The organism is Variovorax sp. VNK109 (assembly GCF_049445855.1).
Lineage (GTDB): Bacteria > Pseudomonadota > Gammaproteobacteria > Burkholderiales > Burkholderiaceae_C > JAGOCV01.
Window position 1 is genome coordinate 61,348 of record NZ_JBMSDV010000004.1, and the last position, 19,489, is coordinate 80,836.

General features: G+C 67.2%; 17 protein-coding genes. 13 read left to right on the top strand and 4 right to left on the bottom strand.

Annotation, left to right across the window (positions count from 1 at the left end; translation table 11 throughout):
- Nucleotides 1-16: 16 nt before the first annotated feature.
- The 10 genes from creC to ACO2Q9_RS14730 all read left to right on the top strand — a co-directional run bounded on the left by creC (nt 17) and on the right by ACO2Q9_RS14730 (nt 11,426).
- Nucleotides 17-1,483, top strand: a complete 1,467-nt coding sequence (creC, locus tag ACO2Q9_RS14685; RefSeq protein WP_423312551.1) for a two-component system sensor histidine kinase CreC — start codon at nt 17-19, stop codon at nt 1,481-1,483.
- Nucleotides 1,484-1,625: 142 nt separating this feature from the next.
- Nucleotides 1,626-2,804, top strand: coding sequence for an MFS transporter (locus ACO2Q9_RS14690; RefSeq protein ID WP_423312552.1), 1,179 nt, complete (start codon nt 1,626-1,628; stop codon nt 2,802-2,804).
- Between the two features lie 41 nt (nt 2,805-2,845).
- Nucleotides 2,846-4,027, top strand: a complete 1,182-nt coding sequence (locus ACO2Q9_RS14695; protein ID WP_423312553.1) for a methyltransferase — start codon at nt 2,846-2,848, stop codon at nt 4,025-4,027.
- 46 nt (nt 4,028-4,073) lie between these two features.
- Nucleotides 4,074-4,775 (top strand): substrate-binding domain-containing protein, encoded by a 702-nt coding sequence (locus ACO2Q9_RS14700; RefSeq protein WP_423312554.1) that lies wholly within the window; start codon nt 4,074-4,076, stop codon nt 4,773-4,775.
- Between the two features lie 157 nt (nt 4,776-4,932).
- Nucleotides 4,933-7,077, top strand: coding sequence for a VIT and vWA domain-containing protein (locus ACO2Q9_RS14705; protein ID WP_423312555.1), 2,145 nt, complete (start codon nt 4,933-4,935; stop codon nt 7,075-7,077).
- Between the two features lie 18 nt (nt 7,078-7,095).
- A complete protein-coding gene (xrtQ, locus tag ACO2Q9_RS14710) occupies nt 7,096-7,983 on the top strand; it encodes an exosortase Q (RefSeq protein ID WP_423312556.1) in 888 nt (295 codons plus the stop codon).
- On the top strand, nt 7,970-8,560 hold the full coding sequence (locus ACO2Q9_RS14715) for a hypothetical protein (protein ID WP_423312557.1): 591 nt from the start codon (nt 7,970-7,972) through the stop codon (nt 8,558-8,560). Before xrtQ ends, ACO2Q9_RS14715 begins: the two co-directional genes overlap by 14 nt.
- Before the next feature lie 2 nt (nt 8,561-8,562).
- On the top strand, nt 8,563-9,888 hold the full coding sequence (locus ACO2Q9_RS14720; RefSeq protein ID WP_423312558.1) for a biosynthetic peptidoglycan transglycosylase: 1,326 nt from the start codon (nt 8,563-8,565) through the stop codon (nt 9,886-9,888).
- Between the two features lie 55 nt (nt 9,889-9,943).
- A complete protein-coding gene (locus ACO2Q9_RS14725; protein WP_423312875.1) occupies nt 9,944-10,699 on the top strand; it encodes an aspartate/glutamate racemase family protein in 756 nt (251 codons plus the stop codon).
- 154 nt (nt 10,700-10,853) lie between these two features.
- Entirely contained in the window at nt 10,854-11,426 is a 573-nt protein-coding gene (locus ACO2Q9_RS14730) for a Spy/CpxP family protein refolding chaperone (protein WP_423312559.1), read from the top strand.
- 151 nt (nt 11,427-11,577) lie between these two features.
- Here the strand turns inward: ACO2Q9_RS14730 and ACO2Q9_RS14735 are convergent, their stop codons facing one another.
- Nucleotides 11,578-11,997 (bottom strand): hypothetical protein, encoded by a 420-nt coding sequence (locus ACO2Q9_RS14735; protein WP_423312560.1) that lies wholly within the window; start codon nt 11,995-11,997, stop codon nt 11,578-11,580.
- Between the two features lie 283 nt (nt 11,998-12,280).
- On the opposite strand from ACO2Q9_RS14735, the gene ACO2Q9_RS14740 reads away from it, so the two are divergent.
- Genes ACO2Q9_RS14740 through ACO2Q9_RS14750 form a run of 3 tightly spaced genes read left to right on the top strand, consistent with a single transcriptional unit; the run spans nt 12,281 to nt 15,382 of the window.
- Nucleotides 12,281-13,072, top strand: a complete 792-nt coding sequence (locus ACO2Q9_RS14740) for an endonuclease/exonuclease/phosphatase family protein (protein WP_423312876.1) — start codon at nt 12,281-12,283, stop codon at nt 13,070-13,072.
- Between the two features lie 43 nt (nt 13,073-13,115).
- Nucleotides 13,116-14,363, top strand: coding sequence for a cardiolipin synthase ClsB (gene clsB, locus ACO2Q9_RS14745; protein ID WP_423312561.1), 1,248 nt, complete (start codon nt 13,116-13,118; stop codon nt 14,361-14,363).
- Complete coding sequence (locus tag ACO2Q9_RS14750) at nt 14,363-15,382, top strand: lysylphosphatidylglycerol synthase domain-containing protein (protein ID WP_423312562.1); 1,020 nt, start codon at nt 14,363-14,365, stop codon at nt 15,380-15,382. The genes clsB and ACO2Q9_RS14750 overlap by 1 nt, the downstream gene beginning before the upstream one ends.
- Here ACO2Q9_RS14750 and ACO2Q9_RS14755 read toward each other — a convergent pair.
- The 3 genes from ACO2Q9_RS14755 to gyrB form a co-directional block, all read right to left on the bottom strand.
- A complete protein-coding gene (locus tag ACO2Q9_RS14755) occupies nt 15,324-15,959 on the bottom strand; it encodes an acyloxyacyl hydrolase (protein ID WP_423312563.1) in 636 nt (211 codons plus the stop codon). The two genes, ACO2Q9_RS14750 and ACO2Q9_RS14755, sit on opposite strands and share 59 nt — an antisense overlap.
- A gap of 185 nt (nt 15,960-16,144) precedes the next feature.
- Nucleotides 16,145-16,636, bottom strand: a complete 492-nt coding sequence (locus ACO2Q9_RS14760) for a hypothetical protein (RefSeq protein ID WP_423312564.1) — start codon at nt 16,634-16,636, stop codon at nt 16,145-16,147.
- Between the two features lie 244 nt (nt 16,637-16,880).
- Nucleotides 16,881-19,487, bottom strand: coding sequence for a DNA topoisomerase (ATP-hydrolyzing) subunit B (gene gyrB, locus ACO2Q9_RS14765; protein ID WP_423312565.1), 2,607 nt, complete (start codon nt 19,485-19,487; stop codon nt 16,881-16,883).
- Between the last annotated feature and the right edge of the window lie 2 nt (nt 19,488-19,489).

Genomic DNA, 19,489 nt, shown 5'->3' on the forward strand with positions numbered 1-19,489 from the left:
ATCGCCGCATGTTCCGATGAGAAACCGCATCTTCATCGGCATCCTGCTGATCTACGCGGCGGGCCTCGCGTTCTTCGTCTACCGCGCGATGATGGACATCGACCCGCGCTACCGCGAGTCGGCCGAGGAGTCGCTGGTCGAGACCTCGCACATGCTGGCCAGCGTGATCGAGCAGGACCTGGACGAATACGGCGAGATCGACACGCCGCGCCTGGAGGCGCTGTTCCGCCGTGTGTACGCGCGCCCGTTCGAGGCGCAGATCTTCAGCGTGCACAAGACGCGCGTCGAGTTGCGCGTGTACGTCACCGACTCGCAGGGCCTCGTCATCTTCAATTCACTCGGACGCGACCTGGAGGCGGACTACTCGGCATGGCTCGACGTGAGCCAGACGCTGGCCGGACGCTACGGCGCCCGCACCACGCGCGACGTGGAAAGCGATCCGCTTTCGGCGGTGATGTACGTGGGCGCGCCCATCCTGCACGACGGCCGCATCATCGGCGTGGTGAGCGCGGGCAAGCCGGTGCAGAGCTTCGGCCAGTTCGTCGAGGCTGCACGGCAGAACACGCTGCGCATCGGCGTGCTCGCCGCGAGCGCCGTGCTGTTGCTTGCCGCCATCGTGTCGGTGTGGCTCATCCGGCCCTTCGGCTTCGTGCGGGACTACGTGCGATGGCTGCGCCAGCAACGCACGCTGCATCCGATGCGCCTGCTGCGCCGCCTGCGCGACCAGCTGCGCGGCACCGTCGCCGAACTGCGCGATGCGCTGTCGGGCCGCAACTACGTCGCCGACTATGTTCAGACGCTCACGCATGAAGTGAAGAGCCCGCTGTCCGCGATCCGCGGTGCCGCCGAACTGCTGCAGGATGCCGAAGGCGGTGACGCGCCGCAGATGAACGAGCAGCAGCGCAAACTGTTCCTGGACAACATCATGCGCGAGACGCAGCGCATCCAGGAGACCGTGGACCGCATGATGGAGCTCACCGCGCTCGAGACACAACGCACGCTCAACCGCGTCGCCACCGTCGCGCTGTTGCCATTGCTCGAAGACGTGGCCGCCAGCGCTGGCGCCGCCGCCGCGCCGCGCGGCATCCACGTGAAGATCAATGCGCCCGGGGGCAATGCCGACATCCTCGCGGTCGACGGCGACGCCTTCCTGCTGCGCCGCGCCATCGCCAACCTGGTGGACAACGCCGTCGCTTTCTCACCCGATGGTGGCGAGGTCGTCATCGGCCTGCAGGCCGCAGGCCGCCAGCTGCTGCACGTCTCGGTGAAGGACCAGGGTCCTGGCATTCCTGCGTACGCGCAGGACAAGGTGTTCGAGAAGTTCTATTCACTCGCGCGCCCCGCGACACAGAAAAAGAGCACCGGTCTCGGCCTCGCGTTCGTGCACGAGATCGCATCGCTGCACCACGGCAGCATCAAGCTGGCGAACGCGCCGGGCGGCGGGGCTGTCGCAACGCTGACGTTGCCGCGCGATACGGCCTGAAAAGCGGCGCCGGCCGCCAACCCTCATCCCCATCAGGTCTCTCGTTCTGGCGGATAAACGGGGCTCTCAACGAAAACGACAAAAAGGCCGGAGACAAGGTTGCGTGGCCGCCATGGGCCCGCGTTGAAACTGAAGTCTCCCCATGAATCTTCCCCTGCTCGCGCTGGCGATCTCTGCCTTCGGCATCGGCACCACCGAATTCGTCATCATGGGTCTGCTGCCCGAAGTGGCGCGCGACCTGCAAGTCTCCATCTCTTCCGCGGGGCTGCTCATCACCGGCTATGCGCTGGGTGTCGCCATTGGCGCGCCGATCATGGCGATGCTCACGGCGCGGCTGCCGCGCAAGCGTGCGCTGCTCGCCCTGATGCTCGTGTTCATCGTCGGCAACGCGTTCTGCGCGCTGTCGGACAGCTACTGGCTGCTGATGGTGGCGCGCGTGGTGACGGCGCTGTGCCACGGCGCGTTCTTCGGCATCGGCGCGGTCACGGCCGCGAGCCTGGTGCCGCCCAACCGCAGCGCGTCGGCCGTCGCCATGATGTTCACCGGCCTCACGCTGGCCAACGTGCTGGGCGTGCCGGCGGGCACCGCGCTCGGCCAGGCGGCCGGCTGGCGCATGACGTTCTGGACGGTCACCGTCATCGGCGTGATTGCCTTCATCGCGCTGTCGCGCTTCCTGCCGAAGGACGGCGCAACCGAACCCGCCGATGTGCGTAGCGAACTGCGCAGCCTCGCCAACGCCCGCGTATGGATGGCGCTGGGCATGACGGTGCTGTTCTCCGCGTCGATGTTCGCGCTCTTCACCTACATCGCGCCGATCCTGGGCGAGATCACGGGCGTCTCGCCTCAAGGCGTGACCTGGACGCTGCTGCTGATCGGTGTGGGCCTGACCATCGGCAACGTGATCGGCGGGCGGCTCGCGGACTGGCGTCTTTCCACCAGCCTGATCGGTCTGGCGGTACTCATCGCGCTGCTGCAGGCGGCGTTCTACTGGACATCTGCATGGCTGATTCCCGCCGAATTGACGCTGCTGCTGTGGGGCGCAGCCAGCTTCGCCGCCTGCGCAGCACTGCAGCTCAATGCGATGCGTGCCGGCGCGGCTGCGCCGAGCCTGATCTCCACCCTCAACATCGGCGCGTTCAATGCGGGCAACGCGCTGGGTGCATGGCTGGGCAGCGCGGTGATTGCCTCGGGCCTGGGCCTCCGGCCGGTCACGTTGTGGGCCGCGGCCATGGCCGTCGTGGCGCTGGCGCTCACGCTGCTGTACTTCCGCAAACCGGCCGCACCGACGCACGCGCTGCCGGACGGCGCGCAGAACTGCTGAGCTGCACGAGCCCTCGCCCGGGCGAGGCTTAAGATCGCCCGATGATCGAATGGACCGAGCCCGCCACGGGCATGTCGCATCAGGCGCGCTGGCGTTCCGAGAATGGCAGCGCCGCACCGAAGCGCGTGCAGTTGGTGGACGACGCCCTCACCGCCGACGCGGCGTTCAGCCTCGCGAGCGAAGGCACGGCGATGCTGTGGCAGGGCGACTTCCAGAACGCGCGCCAGTTGCTGCAGGCACTCGCCCGGCGCACCGAGCGCAAACCGCGCAGCGCCAGCAAGAAGGCGCGCGAGCAGAACGCGAAGGCCGCGCAACGTGCAGAGGCTCCGCCGTCGCAGGTGTTTCATCTGCACCGCCAGGCGCAGGCGCAACGCGCACGCACGCTCGGCATGGTGCTGGTACCGGTGAACGGCGACTACAGCGTGCCGCTGCGCCGTGCGCCCGACTTCACCGCCGCGTGCACCGAGGCCTGGGGACCGGCCGATGGTTTCACCTCCGTCGTGTCGCTGCGCGAGCTGCTCGGCCTCGTGGGCGCGCACGAGTGGCGCAAGAAGGGCGTGGAGATCCCCGCGCTCGGCGAGCCGCCGCTCAACCGCATCCATCCGCACTACGGCGTGTTCTCGCCGGTGCGCGGCGAGTATGTGGATCTGGTCGCGATGGTGCCATTGCCTGCCGGTACGAAGACCGGTGTCGCCTTCGACATCGGTGTGGGTACCGGCGTGCTGTCGGCCGTGCTCTCGCGGCGCGGCGTGGCACGCGTCATCGCCACCGACCAGGACCCGCGTGCGCTGGCCTGTGCGCGCGAAAACCTCGAAAGACTGCAGCTGCCGAATCCCGTCGAGGTCATCGAAGCCGATCTCTTCCCGCCCGGCCGCGCGGCGCTCGCCGTGTGCAACCCGCCCTGGCTGCCCGCGCGCGCAGCCACACCGATCGAACACGCCATCTACGACGAAGACAGCCGCATGCTGCGCGGTTTCCTCTCGGGGCTGGCCGGGCATCTGGCGCCCGATGGCGAAGGCTGGCTCATCATGTCCGACTTCGCCGAACACCTGGGCCTGCGCACGCGCGAACAACTGCTCGGCTGGATTGCAGACGCGAAGCTGCGTGTGATCGAGCGCCATGACATCCGCCCTCGCCACGGCAAGGCGCAGGACTCGGCCGACCCGCTCGCGGCCGCACGCGCGGCCGAGGTCACGTCGCTCTGGCGGCTGGTCCACAATTAGTGCCTTGCACCACGCGCCTTCACGAACATCCGGAGCACCGATCCCCATGACCGACGCCACGCCACCGCTGCACATCATCTCGTCCATGGCCACGCGCCAGGTGCTCTCCGGACTCGCGGAGCAGTACCGCGCGGCCGGCGGGCCCGAGGTGAAGCTCGAATCGGTCGGTGGTGTCGACGCCGCCAAGCGCGTGCAGGCCGGTGAACCGTTCGACGGCGTGATCCTCGCGTCCAATGCCATCGACCAGCTCATCGCCGACGCCAAGGTGCTCGCCGGCAGCCGGGTGGACATCGTGAAGTCGGGCATCGCCATCGCCGTGCGCGCAGGCGCGCCGCATCCTTCCATCGCCGACGAAGCCGCCGTCCGCCAGGCCGTGAAGGATGCCGCCACGCTGGGCTATTCCACGGGACCGAGCGGCGTCTACCTGATGAAGCTGTTCGAGCGCTGGGGCATCGCGGAAGAGATCAAGCCGCGCATCGTGCAGGCGCCGCCCGGCATTCCGGTGGGCAGCCTGGTCGCCAGGGGTGAGATCGCGCTGGGCTTCCAGCAACTGAGTGAACTGCTGCCGCTCGAGGGCATCGACATCCTCGGACCGCTGCCGGCGGACATCCAGAGTATCACCACCTTCTCGGGCGGCGTGGCGGCCACCAGCCAGCGGCCCGATGCCGTGCGTGCGCTGCTGGCCTTCATGGCGTCGCCGCAGGCCACGCCGGTGAAACAACGCAACGGCATGGACGCGGCCGCCTGAGCCTCCGGCTGCAAGGCCGGCCGCCACGCCCCGCGGCTTCACGCCGGCTTCACAAACCCGCGATCCGCCTCACACAGGCTTCAAACCGGCTACGCGCCGGCCCGCGAAAGTCCCTCCCGTGCATCGACGCACGGACACACGGGAAAAGGACTTTCACATGCAGCAGCAATCCGCCATCGCATCTGCCTTCGGCCGCTGGCTCTGGCTGGCCACGGCCGGCGCGGCGACCGCCTGTTTCATCATCCTCAGCACGCGCCCCGTGCAGGCGCAGACGCGCGACGACGCGGCGCCACGCCTGAAGACCGAGAGCCCCTACTTCTTCGTGAAGAGCGACGATCCGTCGGCCGATGCGTTGCCACTCAAGTCCACCGACGTGACGGTGCAGATCACCGGCGTGATCGCCGATGTCACGGTCACGCAGGTCTACCGCAACGAAGGCCAGCGTTCCATCGAAGCGCGCTACGTGTTCCCCGGCTCCACGCGTGCCGCCGTCCACGGCATGACGGTGCGCCTGGCCGACCGGGTGATCACAGCCGACATCAGGGAGAAGCAGCGCGCACGCATCGAGTACGACGCCGCGAAGCGCGAAGGCAAGACCGCCGCGCTGCTGGAGCAGCACCTGCCCAACGTGTTCCAGATGAACGTCGCCAACATCCTGCCGGGCGACGAAGTGCGCGTGGAGCTGCGCTACACCGAGCTGCTGGTGCCGCAGTCGGGCCAGTACCAGTTCGTGTTCCCTACGGTGGTCGGGCCGCGCTACAACAGCCCGCAGTCGCAACTCAATGCCGGTGGCAAGGCGGACTGGGTCGCGCAGCCTTACCTGCCAGAAGGCCGGCAGTCGAGCGCCGCCTTCGACCTGCGCGTGTTCATGAGCACGCCCATCGGCATCAAGGAAGTCGCATCGCCGTCGCACGACGTTCGCGTGTCACGCGAGGGCAATGGTGAAGGCGACCGCGCCGCCGTCACGCTCAAGACCACCGGCTGGAATGAGAACAACCGCGACTTCATCCTCGACTACCGGCTTGCGGGCGACACGGTGGAGTCGGGCCTGCTGCTGCATCGCGGCCAGGGTGGCGGACCCGAGGGGAGCCCGCTCGGCGAGAACTTCTTCCTCGCGATGATCGAGCCGCCCAAAGCCGTGCCGTCCAGCGTCATCACGCCGCGCGACTACATCTTCGTCGTGGACATCTCGGGGTCGATGCACGGCTTCCCGCTCGACACGGCGAAGGCGATGCTCGCGGAACTGATCGGTGGCCTGAAACCGAGCGACACGTTCAACGTGATGCTGTTCGCAGGGAGCAGCCGCATGCTGTCACCGCAGTCCGTGCCGGCCACACGCGCCAACATCAACCAGGCGCTACGCACCATCGACCAGTACCAGGGCAGCGGCAGCACCGAGCTCATGCCCGCATTGCGCCGCGTGTACGACGAACCGCGCCACGCGGACCTGTCGCGCACCGTGGTCGTGGTGACGGACGGCTACGTGACGGTGGAGTCCGAGGCCTTCGCGCTCGTGCGCAGGAACCTGTCGAAGGCCAATGTGTTTGCCTTCGGCATCGGCAGCGCGGTGAACCGCCACCTGATGGAAGGCCTGGCGCGCGCCGGCATGGGCGAACCCTTCATCATCACCAACGCGTCGCAGGCACCGGCCGAAGCGGCGCGCTTCCGCCGCATGATCGAGTCACCGGTGCTGACCAGCGTGAAGGCGCGCTTCGAAGGGCTGGACGTGTACGACGTGGAACCGCTGCAACTGCCCGATGTGCTGGGCGAGCGGCCCGTCATCGTATTCGGCAAGTGGCGCGGCGAGCCGCGTGGGCAGCTCGTCATCGAAGGACGCAGTGCGGAAGGCGCGCATCGCCAGGTGCTCCCCGTCCCCACGGCCAGCACGCCCGGCATCGCGGCAGCGAAGGACACCCAGGCACTTCGCTATCTGTGGGCCCGCCATCGCATCGCCACGCTGAGCGACCAGGAGGCGCTCGACGGTCGTGGCGCCCAGCGCGAGGAGATCACCGCGCTCGGCCTGCGCTATGGCCTGTTGACCCAGTACACGAGCTTCCTCGCAGTCGACCGCGTCGTGCGCAACCCCGCGCCGCACGACGCCGCCGGTGTCGACCAGCCGTCGCCGCTGCCGCAGGGTGTGGGCAACCTCGCGGTCGGCAGCAGCAGCGCACCCGTGGTCGGGGCGGAGGTGCCTGGCACGCCGGAACCCGCCGCGTGGGGCGCAATGCTGGTCACGCTGTCGGTGCTGGCGATGGTGGCGCGCCGTTCGCGGCGTCGCAAGGCCGCCGCGTTCACGGCCTGAGCAGTAGGAGCAATGCACATGGCCCTGCCCCGCCTGCTCAACAACGCGCGCTTCGTGCGCTACGGCGTGCGTGTGGACACCGCACCCGAATGGATCTGGCTCGCGCTGTTCGCCACCGCGCTCTGGCCGGCCTGGTGGTGGATGGCGCGTCGCATGCTCGACGGCTCCGACGATCCGCTGGGCCTGCTCGCGCTGGCCGTGCTCTGCGGCCTGGTGTGGCAACAGCGCCGCGTGCTGCGTCCCGCGCCGAAGCTCGCGTGGCTCGCCATCGCGCTGGGGCTGGCGCTCTGCGCCACTGTCGGCGTGGCGCTGCTGCCGCCATTGGCCAGTGCATTGCTTGCCGTGCTGGCCGTGGCCGCAGCGCTCGCGGCGTGGCTGCCTGCGTCGGTGCCCACGCTGCCGGTGCTCGGGCTTGCCGTTCTGGCGCTGCCGTTGCTGGCATCGCTGCAGTTCTATGCCGGCTATCCGCTGCGCGTGATCACCGCAGAAGCCAGTGCGTGGTTGCTGTCCGGTGGCTACGAAGTCGTGCGTAGCGGTGCGAGCTTGCGCGTGGACGGCCAGCTGATCATCGTCGACGCACCGTGCTCCGGCGTGCAGATGGCATGGCTCGGGTACTTCACCGCATGCGTGGTGGCGCTGCATGTACGGCGCAGCAACGCCCGCTTCCTCGCACGCCTGCCCTTCGTCGGCGCGCTCGTGCTCGCGGGCAACGTGGCTCGCAACACCGTGCTCGTCGCGTTCGCCGGTGCGGGCCACGCGCTGCCGCAATGGGCGCACGAAGCCGTGGGCCTGCTGACGCTGGCCGCAGTCTGCGGATCGATCGCGTGGGTGATGGGTCTCGTGGGCCGCATGGGTCTCGCGGGCCGGCCCGGCATGTTCAAGGGAGGCCGTCATGAACTGGCTTGAACGCATCACACAACCCGTCTCGCATCTCTTCACCAACTTCTTCATCCATCGCGTGCTGTTCAAGACGGCGTGCGCGGTGGTGCTGCCGGCCTGCGCGCTGGGAGGTGCCGCCGTCACGGCGATGCAGCCACGCGGCGCCGACCTGCCTGCAACCACCTCCGCCGTCGAGTGGCCGATGCAATGGCAGGGGCAGCCGCTGCGCCCGCTTGCGCTCACCGACGTGGAGCTGCGCTTCGCACGCCGCTTCCCCGGCGCCATGGCGCGCATGACCGACGGCGAACAGGTGCTGGTGCTGCGCCGCGTGAACCAGCCCACACGCATGCTGCATCCGGCCGTCGACTGCTACCAGGGCCTGGGCTACCGCATCGCGGATGCGCAACTCGAGCAGGACGCGCAGCAACGCCTGTGGCGCTGCTTCGAAGCCATGCATGCGGACGGCACCCGTCTGCGTGTGTGCGAACGCATCGAGGACGCGAGCGGCCAGGGCTGGACCGACACGTCCGCCTGGTACTGGGCCGCCGTGCTGGGGCAATCACAAGGGCCGTGGCAGGCCGTCACCGTGGCGAGGGCGCTGTGAACATGAACCATCCTTCACCCACGCAGGTGCATCGGGGCGCGAGGCGCATGCACCTCGCATGGCACGTCCTGGCCTGGCTCGGCATGGCCTCGTTGCTATTGCCGCTGGCGGCCTACTTCGTCCTGCGCGCGCTCCTCATGCCGCTGCCCGGCGAATGGACGACCGACGTGCGCATCGGCCCGCTCGAATTCCGCGCGGGCGTGCCGTCGCTCGTGCGCCTGGCCACGTCGCACTGGATCGCGCCACGCCTCGATGGCCTGAGCTGGCCCACGCGCGCCGGCGTGCTGCAATTCCAGTGGCTCGATGACAGCGACGCGCTGGCCGTGCGCTGCGCGCCATGCACGCTGCGTGTGCGCGGCCTGGGCGATGCACCGCTGCGCCTGCCCGAGGTCAACCTCACCGTGCAGCGCGACTTCTCCGAGCTGCAGGGCCTGGTGGAAGCCGGCGCGGTGCGCGGCAGCTGGCAGGGGCGACTCACGCCCGAGCGCTTGCGCGTGGCGCTGGACATCCCGTCCACGCCCGTGGCGGATGGCTATGCGCTGTTCGCCGCCAACATCCCCGAGCTCGCACAGGCGCGCATCGAAGGGCGCTTTTCGCTCAAGGCCGAAGTCACCCTGCCCAACGGCGAACTGCAGATCACACCGCGCATGGAGGGCTTCGCCGTCTCGGGCCTGGGTACCGGCGAGCTCGCGGGTGCCCGCAGCACCTGCGGCCCCGCACCGCGCGGCGAGCGTCTGTCGACCGACGGCTGGCTGGCACGCGCGGTGATCGCTGCCGAAGACCAGCGCTTCTGGGAGCACACCGGCTACGACCTGCGCGAAATCCATGCGGCCTTCACCGCGAACCAGTCGACACGCCAGGCCAACGCCGAACAGGCACTGCGCAACGCCAGCACGCGCGGCGGCAGCACATTGCCGCAACAACTCGCCAAGCTGCTCGTCACCGGCGACGAGCGCAGTCCTGCGCGCAAGCTGCGCGAACTGCTGTACGCCGCCGACATGGAACAGTCGCTGGGCAAGGCGCGCATCCTGCACCTGTACATGGAGAACGCGCCCTGGGGCCCGGGCATCTGCGGGGCGCAGGCGGCGGCGCGGCACTACTTCGGCCGCAGCGTGAAGCAACTCACCCCCGCACAGGCCGTGTGGCTGGCCGCCATGCTGCACAACCCCGGCGTGGAAGCGCAACGCTGGGCCGGGCGCGGGCAGATCGACCTGGTGCGCGCCCGGTGGGTCGCACAGGGGGTGCGGGGCATCACGCGGCGCGAGCGCATCGCGCTGGCCGAGGACATGCGGCTCGCGCCGTTGTGGATCATTCCCGTACGGCACTGAGCGCGCCGAAACTGGCGCAGGCTTTGCATGCATGGTGCAAACTCCCGTCCACACCATGCGCCACCTGCTCGTCATCAACCCCAACACGTCTGCGTCCGTGAGTGCGCTGCTGCAGATGCATGCACAGGCCGCTGCGGGCCCGGACGTGCAGGTACGCACGGTCACCGCCCGGTTCGGCGCGCCCTACATCTCCGACGAAGCGGGCTACGCCGTCGCCTCCCACGCCACGCTGGATGCATGGGCCGCCGCCATCGTCGAAGGCAAGGCGTCGGGCCGTCCTGCTCCAGATGCCGTGCTGATCGGCTGCTTCGGCGACCCGGGCCTGATCGCCCTGCGCGAAAGCAGCCCCGCACCCGTCACCGGTCTCGCGGAAGCCGCGTTCATCGAGGCCGCGCACCACGGGCGCTTCGCCATCGTGACTGGCGGTGCGCGTTGGGGCCCCATGCTGCAGCGGCTCGCCCATGCGCTGGGGCACGGGCAGAGCCTCGCGGGCATCCACACCGTCACGCCCACGGGCGCGCAGCTCGCCGCCGACCCTGCCGCCGCTCGCACCTTGCTGGCACAGGCCTGCCGCGACGCCGCGAGGCAGCTCGACGCCGAAGCCGTCATCCTCGGTGGCGCAGGCCTGGCCGGCATGGCGGCGGACATCCAGCCAGGCGTGGATGTGCCGGTCATCGACAGCGTGCAGGCCGGTGCGCGCTGGGCATTGCGCAGCGATGCACCGCCGCCTCCGCGTGCAGAACCCGGCTTCGACGTGCCTTGGGAACACCTGTCGCCCGAGCTCACGGCCCTCGGGCCGAAGCGCGCCTGAAGGCCGCAACGCGAGCGGCCAGCCCGAAATCAAAGCGTCACCCAACTTTACAAAACCTTGTCACGAGGCAACGGGGCGGAAACACGGGGCCACCACACTTCCCTTCACGCCAACACCGATTCCCGGTACCGGCGCTTCACGAAAGGAAGCTCTCATGAAACAAGGTCGCAAACATCTGTGGGTCGCCGGTCTGCTGGCCGGCATGAGCGCCGCAGTCTTCGCCCAGGCCACGCCGCCCGCACCGCCCGCCGGTGGCCCGCCCCCGCATGAACGCATGCACCGCGGACCGCAACACGGTGGCAAGCATACGGCGCACAAGCCGGATCCGGCGAAGTTCGCCGAGTTCATGGCCAAGCGGCAGGCCGCGCTGAAGGACAAGCTCAAGATCACGGCCGCCCAGGAAGGCGCGTGGACCAGCTACACCAGCGCACTCAAACCGCCGGCGCAGCGCCCTGCCCGTGCGGACCGCGCCGAGCTCGAAAAGCTGACGACGCCGCAACGCATCGACCGCATGCAGGCCATGAAGGCGCAACGCGACGCCGAGATGACCAAGCGCGCCGACGCGACGAAGTCGTTCTACGCGGCGCTGTCGCCCGAGCAGCAGAAGGTGTTCGATGCCGAAGCGTTCCGCCGTCCCCATGCGGGCCGCGACGGTCGCCATGACCACCGCCCCGGTGGCGATCGCGGCCCCGGCAAGGACGCGCCGCGTCCGCCTGCCAAGGGCTGAGTACGCCGCCAAGACGGCCGGTCTTTTCCGTCCACCCATGCAAAAAGGCCCCTCGCGGGGCCTTTTTCTTCTTCACGTGCGTGCGTCAATCGCGTGACGCGGTGAGCTCTGGCGGCTCTCTGTGATCGGTCCGCCTTGCAGCGGCGAACTTTTACTGCGGCGTGCCGATGGCGGGGTTGCCGTTCTTGATCTTCTTGTTCTGGCGATCCATCGCGACTTCGTCATCGCGCTTGGCCCGGCGCTCCTGCGGCGTCATGGCCGTGGAACGACTCGTGGCGGTGGTCGACGGCTCGACGTTCGGCTGGCCATACGGGCCGGTGGTGCTGGCTTCGCCCTTGCCGGTGGTGGAGTTGGCCGGATCGCGCGCAGCCATCGTGCCTTCCGCCTTCACGGCGGCGCGGGAGGTGCCCGAGTTGGCGTCAGGCTTGACCTGCGCGTTGGGCTTCCCACGGATCATGGTGCTGGCCTCGCCAGCGGGAACGACCGGTGCCGGGGTCTGCGCGGTTGCAACACCGCCGACGGCCACCAGGCCGGCCAGCAGCAACGAATTGCGGAGTGCGTTTGTCTTCATTTCATTTCCTTCCTTGGGTTTGCAATGAGCCCGTGTTTGCGGGCCACTCAAAGGTATGCGCGCTGGCAGGCTGCCGCTGTGGGCGTGTTGCGGTGCCGGACGTAGGACGTGGAGCCGAGGCTGCTTCACATCCCGGGCGGCATTGCCGCATTTCCGCCATTCCGATGCCGCTTTTGCCTTGTGTCCTACAGCGCGCGCAAAGCCGTCGGCGTCAAATTCCACCATGAACGCAAACGTGCTCCCCGAAGTGCAGGCGATGGCGGACGTGCTGGAACAGACCGTCATGCCACCACAGGAACAGCCGATGCCGCTGGCGTCGGTGCCGCCCGTGTCAGCCCTGACCGTCATGACGGTGAACATCCACAAGGGATTCACCGTCTTCAATCGCAAGTTCATCCTGCCCGAGTTGCGCGATGCCGTGCGCAGCGTGGGCGCGGACGTGCTGTTCCTGCAGGAAGTGCTGGGCACGCATGCGCGCCACGCGGGCCGGCTGGACAACTGGCCGGAAGCACCCCACTACGAATTCCTGGCCGACACGATGTGGCCCCAGTTCGCCTACGGCCGCAACTCTGTCTATCCCAATGGTCACCATGGCAATGCCGTGCTGTCCAAGTTTCCCATCGTGCACTTCCAGAATCACGACGTGAGCATCCGCGGGCCCGAGAAGCGCGGACTGCTGCACTGTGTGCTGCGTGTGCCGGGCCAGGCCACCGACGTGCATGCGATCTGCGTGCATCTGGGCCTGCAGGAATCGCATCGCCAGGAACAGCTGGAACTGCTGTGCCATCTGGTTCGCGGCGAGGTTCCCGACGACGCCGTGCTCGTGGTCGCGGGTGACTTCAACGACTGGCGTCGACGCGCCAATCGCCTGCTCGAAGACGAAATCGGCCTGCACGAAGTCTTCGTCCAGGCCACCGGCGAATGCGCGAAGACGTTTCCCTCTCGCTTCCCGCTGCTGTCACTCGACCGCATCTATGTGCGCAATGCCAACGTGCATTCGCCCAAGGTACTGCCGCGCAAGCCCTGGTCGCATCTGTCCGACCATGCGCCGCTGGCTGCCGACATCGTTCTGTAATTCCAACCTATTCAACCTACTTCAACCAAGTCGCAGGTGACCCATGAGTGCAAACTGGATTCCCGGCAACAAGGTCGTGTTGCTCGAAAACGGCGAGGAATACTTTCCCCGCGTGTTCGAATGCATTGCGAACGCGCAACGTGAGGTGATCGTCGAGACTTTCATCCTCTTCGAGGACAAGGTCGGGCAGCAACTCGCCGAAGCGCTGATCGCCGCCGCCAACAAGGGCGCCAAGGTGGATGTGCTGGTCGACGGCTTCGGCAGTCCGGACCTGAGCGATGCATACATCGGCCGCCTGACCAGTGCCGGTGTGCGCCTGCGCGTGTTCGACCCCGGCCCGCGGCTGTGGGGCTGGCGCCTCAAGATGCTGCGCCGCATGCACCGCAAGATCGTGGTGGTGGACGGTGAGCGCGCGTTCGTCGGCGGCATCAACTATTCGGCGGACCACCTCGCGGATTTCGGTCCGCAGGCCAAGCAGGACTACGCGGTGGAAATCGAAGGCCCGCTGGTCGCGCAGATCCATCGCTTCGTACTGCACGCCATCGCCGCGGGTGGCGCCGGCCGCAGCTGGCTGCGACGTCGCGTGCCTGCCGTGCAGTTCGACTCGCTGCCCGAATCCGGCAGCGTGGCCGCCCAGTTCGTCACGCGCGACAACCGCCGCCATACCAACGACATCGAACGGCACTACCGTGCGACCATCCGCGCAGCACGGCATCGTCTGGTGATCGCCAATGCTTACTTCTTCCCCGGCTACCGTCTCATCCGCGAACTGCGGCGCGCGGCGCGGCGCGGCGTGGATGTACGGCTCATCCTGCAGGGCGAACCCGACATGCCGATCGTGAAGACCGCCGCCCGCATGCTGTACCACCACCTCATGCACGCGGGCGTGAAGATCTACGAATACTGCGAGCGCCCGCTGCATGGCAAGGTCGCGCTGGCCGATGACGAATGGGCGACCGTCGGATCGAGCAACCTCGACCCGCTGAGTCTGTCGCTGAATCTCGAGGCGAACGTCGTGCTGCGTGACCGCGAATTCAACCAGCATCTGTACGAACGGCTCGAGCACCTGATGTGCAACGCCTGCAACCAGGTTCAGGTGCAGGACGTGGAAGAGCCGGGGACATGGCGCATGGTGCGCAGTTTCTTCGTGTTCCACCTGATGCGCTGGTACCCGTCATGGGCGAGCTGGTTGCCGACGCACACGCCGCGCGTCATGGCTGCAGAAGCCGTGACCAGCGCCACGCCGCCCCGTAACCTGGACCGCTCGCCCGATCGCACGGTGGAGGCCTGATGAAGCCGGCGCACGCCGCGTGGCCTCGGGTCAGGCGCGTGCTGACCGTGGCGTTTTTCGCGGGCGTCGCGTGGCTTCTGGCCAGCCATGCCCGCGAGATCGACTGGCGCGACGTAGGGGCTGGCATGCAGGCGTTGCCGCTGCACATCCTCGTGGCTGCCGCCGCGCTCGCCATCGCCAGTCACACGCTCTTCAGTTGCTTCGATTTGATTGGCCGCCGCTACACGGGTCACCGGTTGCCGGTGCGCACGGTGATGGGGGTAAATGCAATCAGCTACGCGTTCAACCTCAACCTGGGCTCGCTGGTCGGCGGCGTGGCGTTCCGCTACCGGCTGTATTCGAGACTCGGTCTTTCCAACGGAACCATCACACGTGTCATGTCGCTCAGCATGCTGACCAACTGGCTCGGCTACCTGCTGCTGGCCGGTGTCATCTTCATGGTGTGGCCGCCGGCATTGCCCGAGGCCTGGAAGGTCGGCAACGACGTGCTGCCGTACCTCGGAGCGGTCATGGTCGCCGTGGCCCTGTGCTACGTCGGCCTGTGCTTCTGGCGCCCCGGCCACGCATGGCAACTGCGCGGCCATGCGCTGGTGGTGCCGGGCTGGCGCATGGCGCTACTGCAAGTCGTCATGTCGTGCACCAACTGGCTCATCATGGCCGCCATGGTGTGGACGCTGCTGCAAGGCCGCATCGCCTATCCCGACGTGGTAGCCGTGCTGCTGATTGCCGCCATGGCCGGCGTCATCACCCATGTGCCCGCAGGCCTGGGCGTGCTCGAGACGGTGTTCATCGCTTTGCTGTCGAGCCAGATGGCGCAAGGCGAACTGCTCGCGGCATTGCTGGCGTACCGAGGCCTTTACTACCTCGTTCCCCTGGCCGTGGCAACGGTGGGCTACACGCTGATGGAGGCACGTGCCCGCAGGCAGGCGCCGCCAGAAGTCAAACCCCGGGAGGGTGCGTTCAGAACTTCACCGCGTAACGCAGCTGGACAAAGTTTTCACCGGGGTTCGGCTTCTTGATGCCGGCATTGGAGTAGTGCTGCACACGCAGCGACACCTCATGCCGGTTGTCGTCGCCGAAGCTGCGGCCGAGCGAGATGAACTCCGTGAAATTGAAGCGTGTGCTGAAGCTGTGGCGCGGCGTCGCGTAAATGCCGTCCAGATAGCTCAGGCCGATACCTGCGTCCATGAACCAGCGCGATGCGCCATCGTCGAAGCGGAACCGTGCTGACGGCACAAACGCCAGCTGGGTATAGCTGCTGTCACCCCCTGCGACGCTCGCTGCGCGCCATTGGCTGATGTAGCCATCCCAATAGGTCGTGACCTTCGTTCCAGCGAATTGCGAAGTCCATGGCAGGGGGCCGATCACGCCGATGGTGTTCTGGTGCGGATTGGCGTTGCCGTAGAAGCCCGCACCAACCTGGCCGTAGATGCCCCAGGCGTGGTCCTGATTCTGCGCATGCGCGATGTTGCCGGCCGTCAGGCCGGCGAACAATGCCACCGAGACAGCAGACAAATGGAAAGAGCGGCTGAGTCGTGTTTGCTTGCGTGGGAAGTCTTTGTTTGTTTCTTGGGTTTTCATGATGCGTCCTTGCACTTGTATTTTCTGCAAGAACAGTTTTCCTTGGTGGCAAAACCGTTTCTGTCGCCCTTTGCTGCATTCCAATGTAGGACGGCATCGCGCAGAAACAACAGAATGCGCCCCCAGACGAAAGCCGGCCCTCCTGATGGAGGGCCGGCTCAGGTGCCGATCGACTCAGCCGATGCGGCTATCGACTCAGCTTACTGGGTGCGAACCGAACCGCTGCTACGCGCACGGGCGTTCACGTCGGCATCGACGCTGCCGGCTGCACCACCCACCGTGTTGCCCACGGAACTGGCGGCGTCGCCCGCGGCATCCCGCGTCGCACGGCCCGCGCGCTTCACGCCTTCGGTGGCTTTCTGGCCGGCGTTGCGCGCGCCATCTACCACGCCGCGGTCGCTGGCGCTCACGTTCGCATTGCCGGTTGCGTTGCCCTGGGCATTGGCACCGCCGCTCACCTGGCCTTGGGCTCGCGAGCGGGTCTCTGCACCGATGCCCACATTGGCACCTGTCGAGACGCCGACGTTGGCGCCCACCGCATTACCGGCGTTCACACCAACACCCACGCCCGTCTGCGCGCCAACCCCGAGCCCCGCCGCCTGTGCGCTCAGACCGATGGCCAGCGCGCCGGTGATGGCGGCGATCCGGGGAAGCGTGCGCATCAAGCGCCTGTTCGTGTGGCTATGGGACATGTTGATCTCCTTGGCTGCTTCTTGCAGCGTGTTGAACACATGACCAGTGTGCCGGGCGATCGCGTTACATGGCCGTCTGAAATGTTGGGCCCGTAACGAGTTGAAGATGCCCCCGCTTCAATGGTTCTTTCGAGGGCGTGTACTCACATCCGGGTTACTTTGCCGGCGTCTGCAGCCCGCGCATGTAGGACGGCCCGGCGCTGCGTTTGCAGGACCGGGCCGCGCCGGGTAACAACTGCCTGGCTCAGACGTCGATGTTGGCCGCCCGCAGGGCATTGGACTCGATGAAGTCGCGGCGCGGCTCCACCTCGTCGCCCATCAGCATGGTGAACACCCGGTCGGCTTCGATGGCGTCGTCGATCTGCACCTTGAGCAGGCGGCGCACTTCGGGGTCCATCGTCGTTTCCCAGAGCTGCTCGGGGTTCATTTCGCCCAGACCCTTGTAGCGTTGGCGCGAAGTGCCGTTCTCGGCCTGGCCGATCAGCCAGCTCATGGCCTGGCGGAAGTCGCTGACCTTCTCGTCCTTCTGCTTCTCGCCTTCGCCGCGCATCACCTTCGCGCCGTCGCCCAGCAGGCCGCGGAAGGTCTGCGCCGCCTCGGCCAGCGCCGCGTAGTCCGCGCCGTGCACGAAGTCCTGCGTGATGACGCTGCTCTTCACGTTGCCGTGATGGCGCCGGCTGATGCGCAGGATGGGCTTGTCGGTGCGCACGTCGAACTCACCCGCCACTTCGGCAGGCACACCGCTGACCGACAGCTCCCGCAGCTTGGCCTGCAGCGCCACGGCGGAGGCTTCGGCTTCGGCCACCGAGTCGAGGTTGAGCGACACGCCGTCGGCAATCGCACGCAGCGCCTCGGCATCCATGAAGCCGCCCAGGCGCGCGATCACCGCCTCGGAAATCTGGTGCTTGCGCGCGAGTTCGGCCAGCGTTTCGCCGCTGATCGTCTGCGCGGCAGCGCCACCAGTGAAGACCGATGCGCCGTTGAGCGCCACGCGCAGCAGGAAGCCGTCGAGCGCGGAAGCGTCCTTGAGGTACAGCTCTTCCTTGCCGGCCTTCACCTTGTAGAGCGGCGGCTGCGCGATGTAGATGTGGCCACGTTCCACCAGCTCGGGCATCTGGCGGTAGAAGAAGGTCAGCAGCAGCGTGCGGATGTGCGCGCCGTCCACGTCGGCGTCGGTCATGATGATGATGCGGTGGTAGCGCAACTTGTCGACGTTGAAGTCGTCGGCACCGCCAGTTCCACCACCGCCACCAGCCTTGCCGATGCCGGTACCCAGCGCCGTGATGAGCGTGAGGATTTCGTTGGAGGTCAGCAGCTTCTCGTAGCGCGCCTTCTCCACGTTCAGGATCTTGCCGCGCAGCGGCAGGATGGCCTGGAACTTCCGGTCGCGGCCCTGCTTGGCGGAACCACCGGCAGAGTCACCCTCGACGATGTAGATCTCGCACATCGCCGGATCTTTTTCCTGGCAATCCGCCAGCTTGCCCGGCAGGCCCATGCCGTCGAGCACGCCCTTGCGGCGTGTCATTTCACGCGCCTTGCGTGCGGCTTCGCGTGCCTTGGCAGCTTCGACGATCTTGCCGCAGATGATCTTCGCGTCGTTGGGGCGCTCCTGCAGGTAGTCGTTGAGTGCGCGGGCCACGATGTCTTCCACCGGCGCACGCACTTCGCTGGACACCAGCTTGTCTTTCGTCTGGCTCGAGAACTTCGGCTCGGGCACCTTCACCGACAGCACGCAGCACAGGCCTTCGCGCATGTCGTCGCCGCTGATCTCGACCTTGGCCTTCTTCGCGAATTCCTGCTCTTCGATGTACTTGTTGATGACACGCGTCATCGCCGCACGCAGGCCGGTCAGGTGGGTACCGCCGTCACGCTGCGGGATGTTGTTGGTGAAGCAGAGCACGCTCTCGTTGTAGCCGTCGTTCCACTGCATCGCCACTTCGACGCCGATGCTGGTGCCGGCGATGCCGCCGTAACTGTCCGCAGGCCGCTCACCGATCGCATGGAACACCGTCGGGTGCAGCACGCGCTTGCCGGCATTGATGAAGTCCACGAAGCCCTTCACACCGCCCGCACCGGAGAAGTCATCGCTCTTGCCGCTGCGTTCGTCGAGCAGGCGGATGCGCACGCCGTTGTTCAGGAAGCTCAGTTCACGCAGGCGCTTGCTGAGGATTTCGTAATGGAAGTCGTTGTTCTGCTGGAAGATTTCGGTGTCCGGCAGGAAGTGCACTTCGGTGCCGCGCTTCTCGGTCTCACCCGTGACCTTCATGGGCGAGACTTCCGCGCCGCTCACCGTCTCGAGCAGACGGCCCTGCACTGCGCCCTTGGCGAATTCGAGCAGATGAACCTTGCCTTCGCGGCGCACCGTCAGGCGCAGCCACTTGGACAGCGCGTTCACGCAGGACACGCCCACGCCGTGCAGGCCACCCGACACCTTGTAGCTGTTCTGGTTGAACTTGCCGCCCGCGTGCAGTTCGGTCAGCGCGATCTCGGCCGCCGAGCGCTTGGGCTCGTGCTTGTCGTCCATCTTCACGCCGGTCGGGATGCCCCGGCCGTTGTCCACCACACTGATCGAGTTGTCGGTGTGGATCGTGACGACGATGTCGTCGCAATGACCAGCGAGCGCTTCGTCGATGGAGTTGTCCACCACCTCGAACACCAGGTGATGCAGGCCGGTGCCGTCCGACGTATCGCCGATGTACATGCCAGGCCGCTTGCGCACAGCTTCCAGGCCTTCGAGGATCTGGATCGCGCCTTCGCCGTAACCCTCCGAAGCGCCTGCCTGGTTCGCGTCGATCTTGGGCTGGGTGGTGTAGCCCTCGCCGGTGTTCTGCTGCTGATTCTCTTCGGACATGT

What these genes read in the sequence shown, in the direction of transcription:
- ACO2Q9_RS14690 (WP_423312552.1), top strand. Translation starts at nt 1,626, where the DNA reads ATGAATCTTCCCCTGCTCGCGCTGGCGATCTCTGCCTTCGGCATCGGC.
- ACO2Q9_RS14760 (WP_423312564.1), bottom strand. Translation starts at nt 16,636, where the DNA reads ATGTCCCATAGCCACACGAACAGGCGCTTGATGCGCACGCTTCCCCGG.
- ACO2Q9_RS14730 (WP_423312559.1), top strand. Translation starts at nt 10,854, where the DNA reads ATGAAACAAGGTCGCAAACATCTGTGGGTCGCCGGTCTGCTGGCCGGC.
- ACO2Q9_RS14720 (WP_423312558.1), top strand. Translation starts at nt 8,563, where the DNA reads ATGAACCATCCTTCACCCACGCAGGTGCATCGGGGCGCGAGGCGCATG.
- ACO2Q9_RS14715 (WP_423312557.1), top strand. Translation starts at nt 7,970, where the DNA reads ATGAACTGGCTTGAACGCATCACACAACCCGTCTCGCATCTCTTCACC.
- ACO2Q9_RS14705 (WP_423312555.1), top strand. Translation starts at nt 4,933, where the DNA reads ATGCAGCAGCAATCCGCCATCGCATCTGCCTTCGGCCGCTGGCTCTGG.
- xrtQ (WP_423312556.1), top strand. Translation starts at nt 7,096, where the DNA reads ATGGCCCTGCCCCGCCTGCTCAACAACGCGCGCTTCGTGCGCTACGGC.
- gyrB (WP_423312565.1), bottom strand. Translation starts at nt 19,487, where the DNA reads ATGTCCGAAGAGAATCAGCAGCAGAACACCGGCGAGGGCTACACCACC.
- ACO2Q9_RS14735 (WP_423312560.1), bottom strand. Translation starts at nt 11,997, where the DNA reads ATGAAGACAAACGCACTCCGCAATTCGTTGCTGCTGGCCGGCCTGGTG.
- ACO2Q9_RS14695 (WP_423312553.1), top strand. Translation starts at nt 2,846, where the DNA reads ATGATCGAATGGACCGAGCCCGCCACGGGCATGTCGCATCAGGCGCGC.
- creC (WP_423312551.1), top strand. Translation starts at nt 17, where the DNA reads ATGAGAAACCGCATCTTCATCGGCATCCTGCTGATCTACGCGGCGGGC.
- ACO2Q9_RS14725 (WP_423312875.1), top strand. Translation starts at nt 9,944, where the DNA reads ATGCGCCACCTGCTCGTCATCAACCCCAACACGTCTGCGTCCGTGAGT.
- clsB (WP_423312561.1), top strand. Translation starts at nt 13,116, where the DNA reads ATGAGTGCAAACTGGATTCCCGGCAACAAGGTCGTGTTGCTCGAAAAC.
- ACO2Q9_RS14740 (WP_423312876.1), top strand. Translation starts at nt 12,281, where the DNA reads ATGCCACCACAGGAACAGCCGATGCCGCTGGCGTCGGTGCCGCCCGTG.
- ACO2Q9_RS14750 (WP_423312562.1), top strand. Translation starts at nt 14,363, where the DNA reads ATGAAGCCGGCGCACGCCGCGTGGCCTCGGGTCAGGCGCGTGCTGACC.
- ACO2Q9_RS14700 (WP_423312554.1), top strand. Translation starts at nt 4,074, where the DNA reads ATGACCGACGCCACGCCACCGCTGCACATCATCTCGTCCATGGCCACG.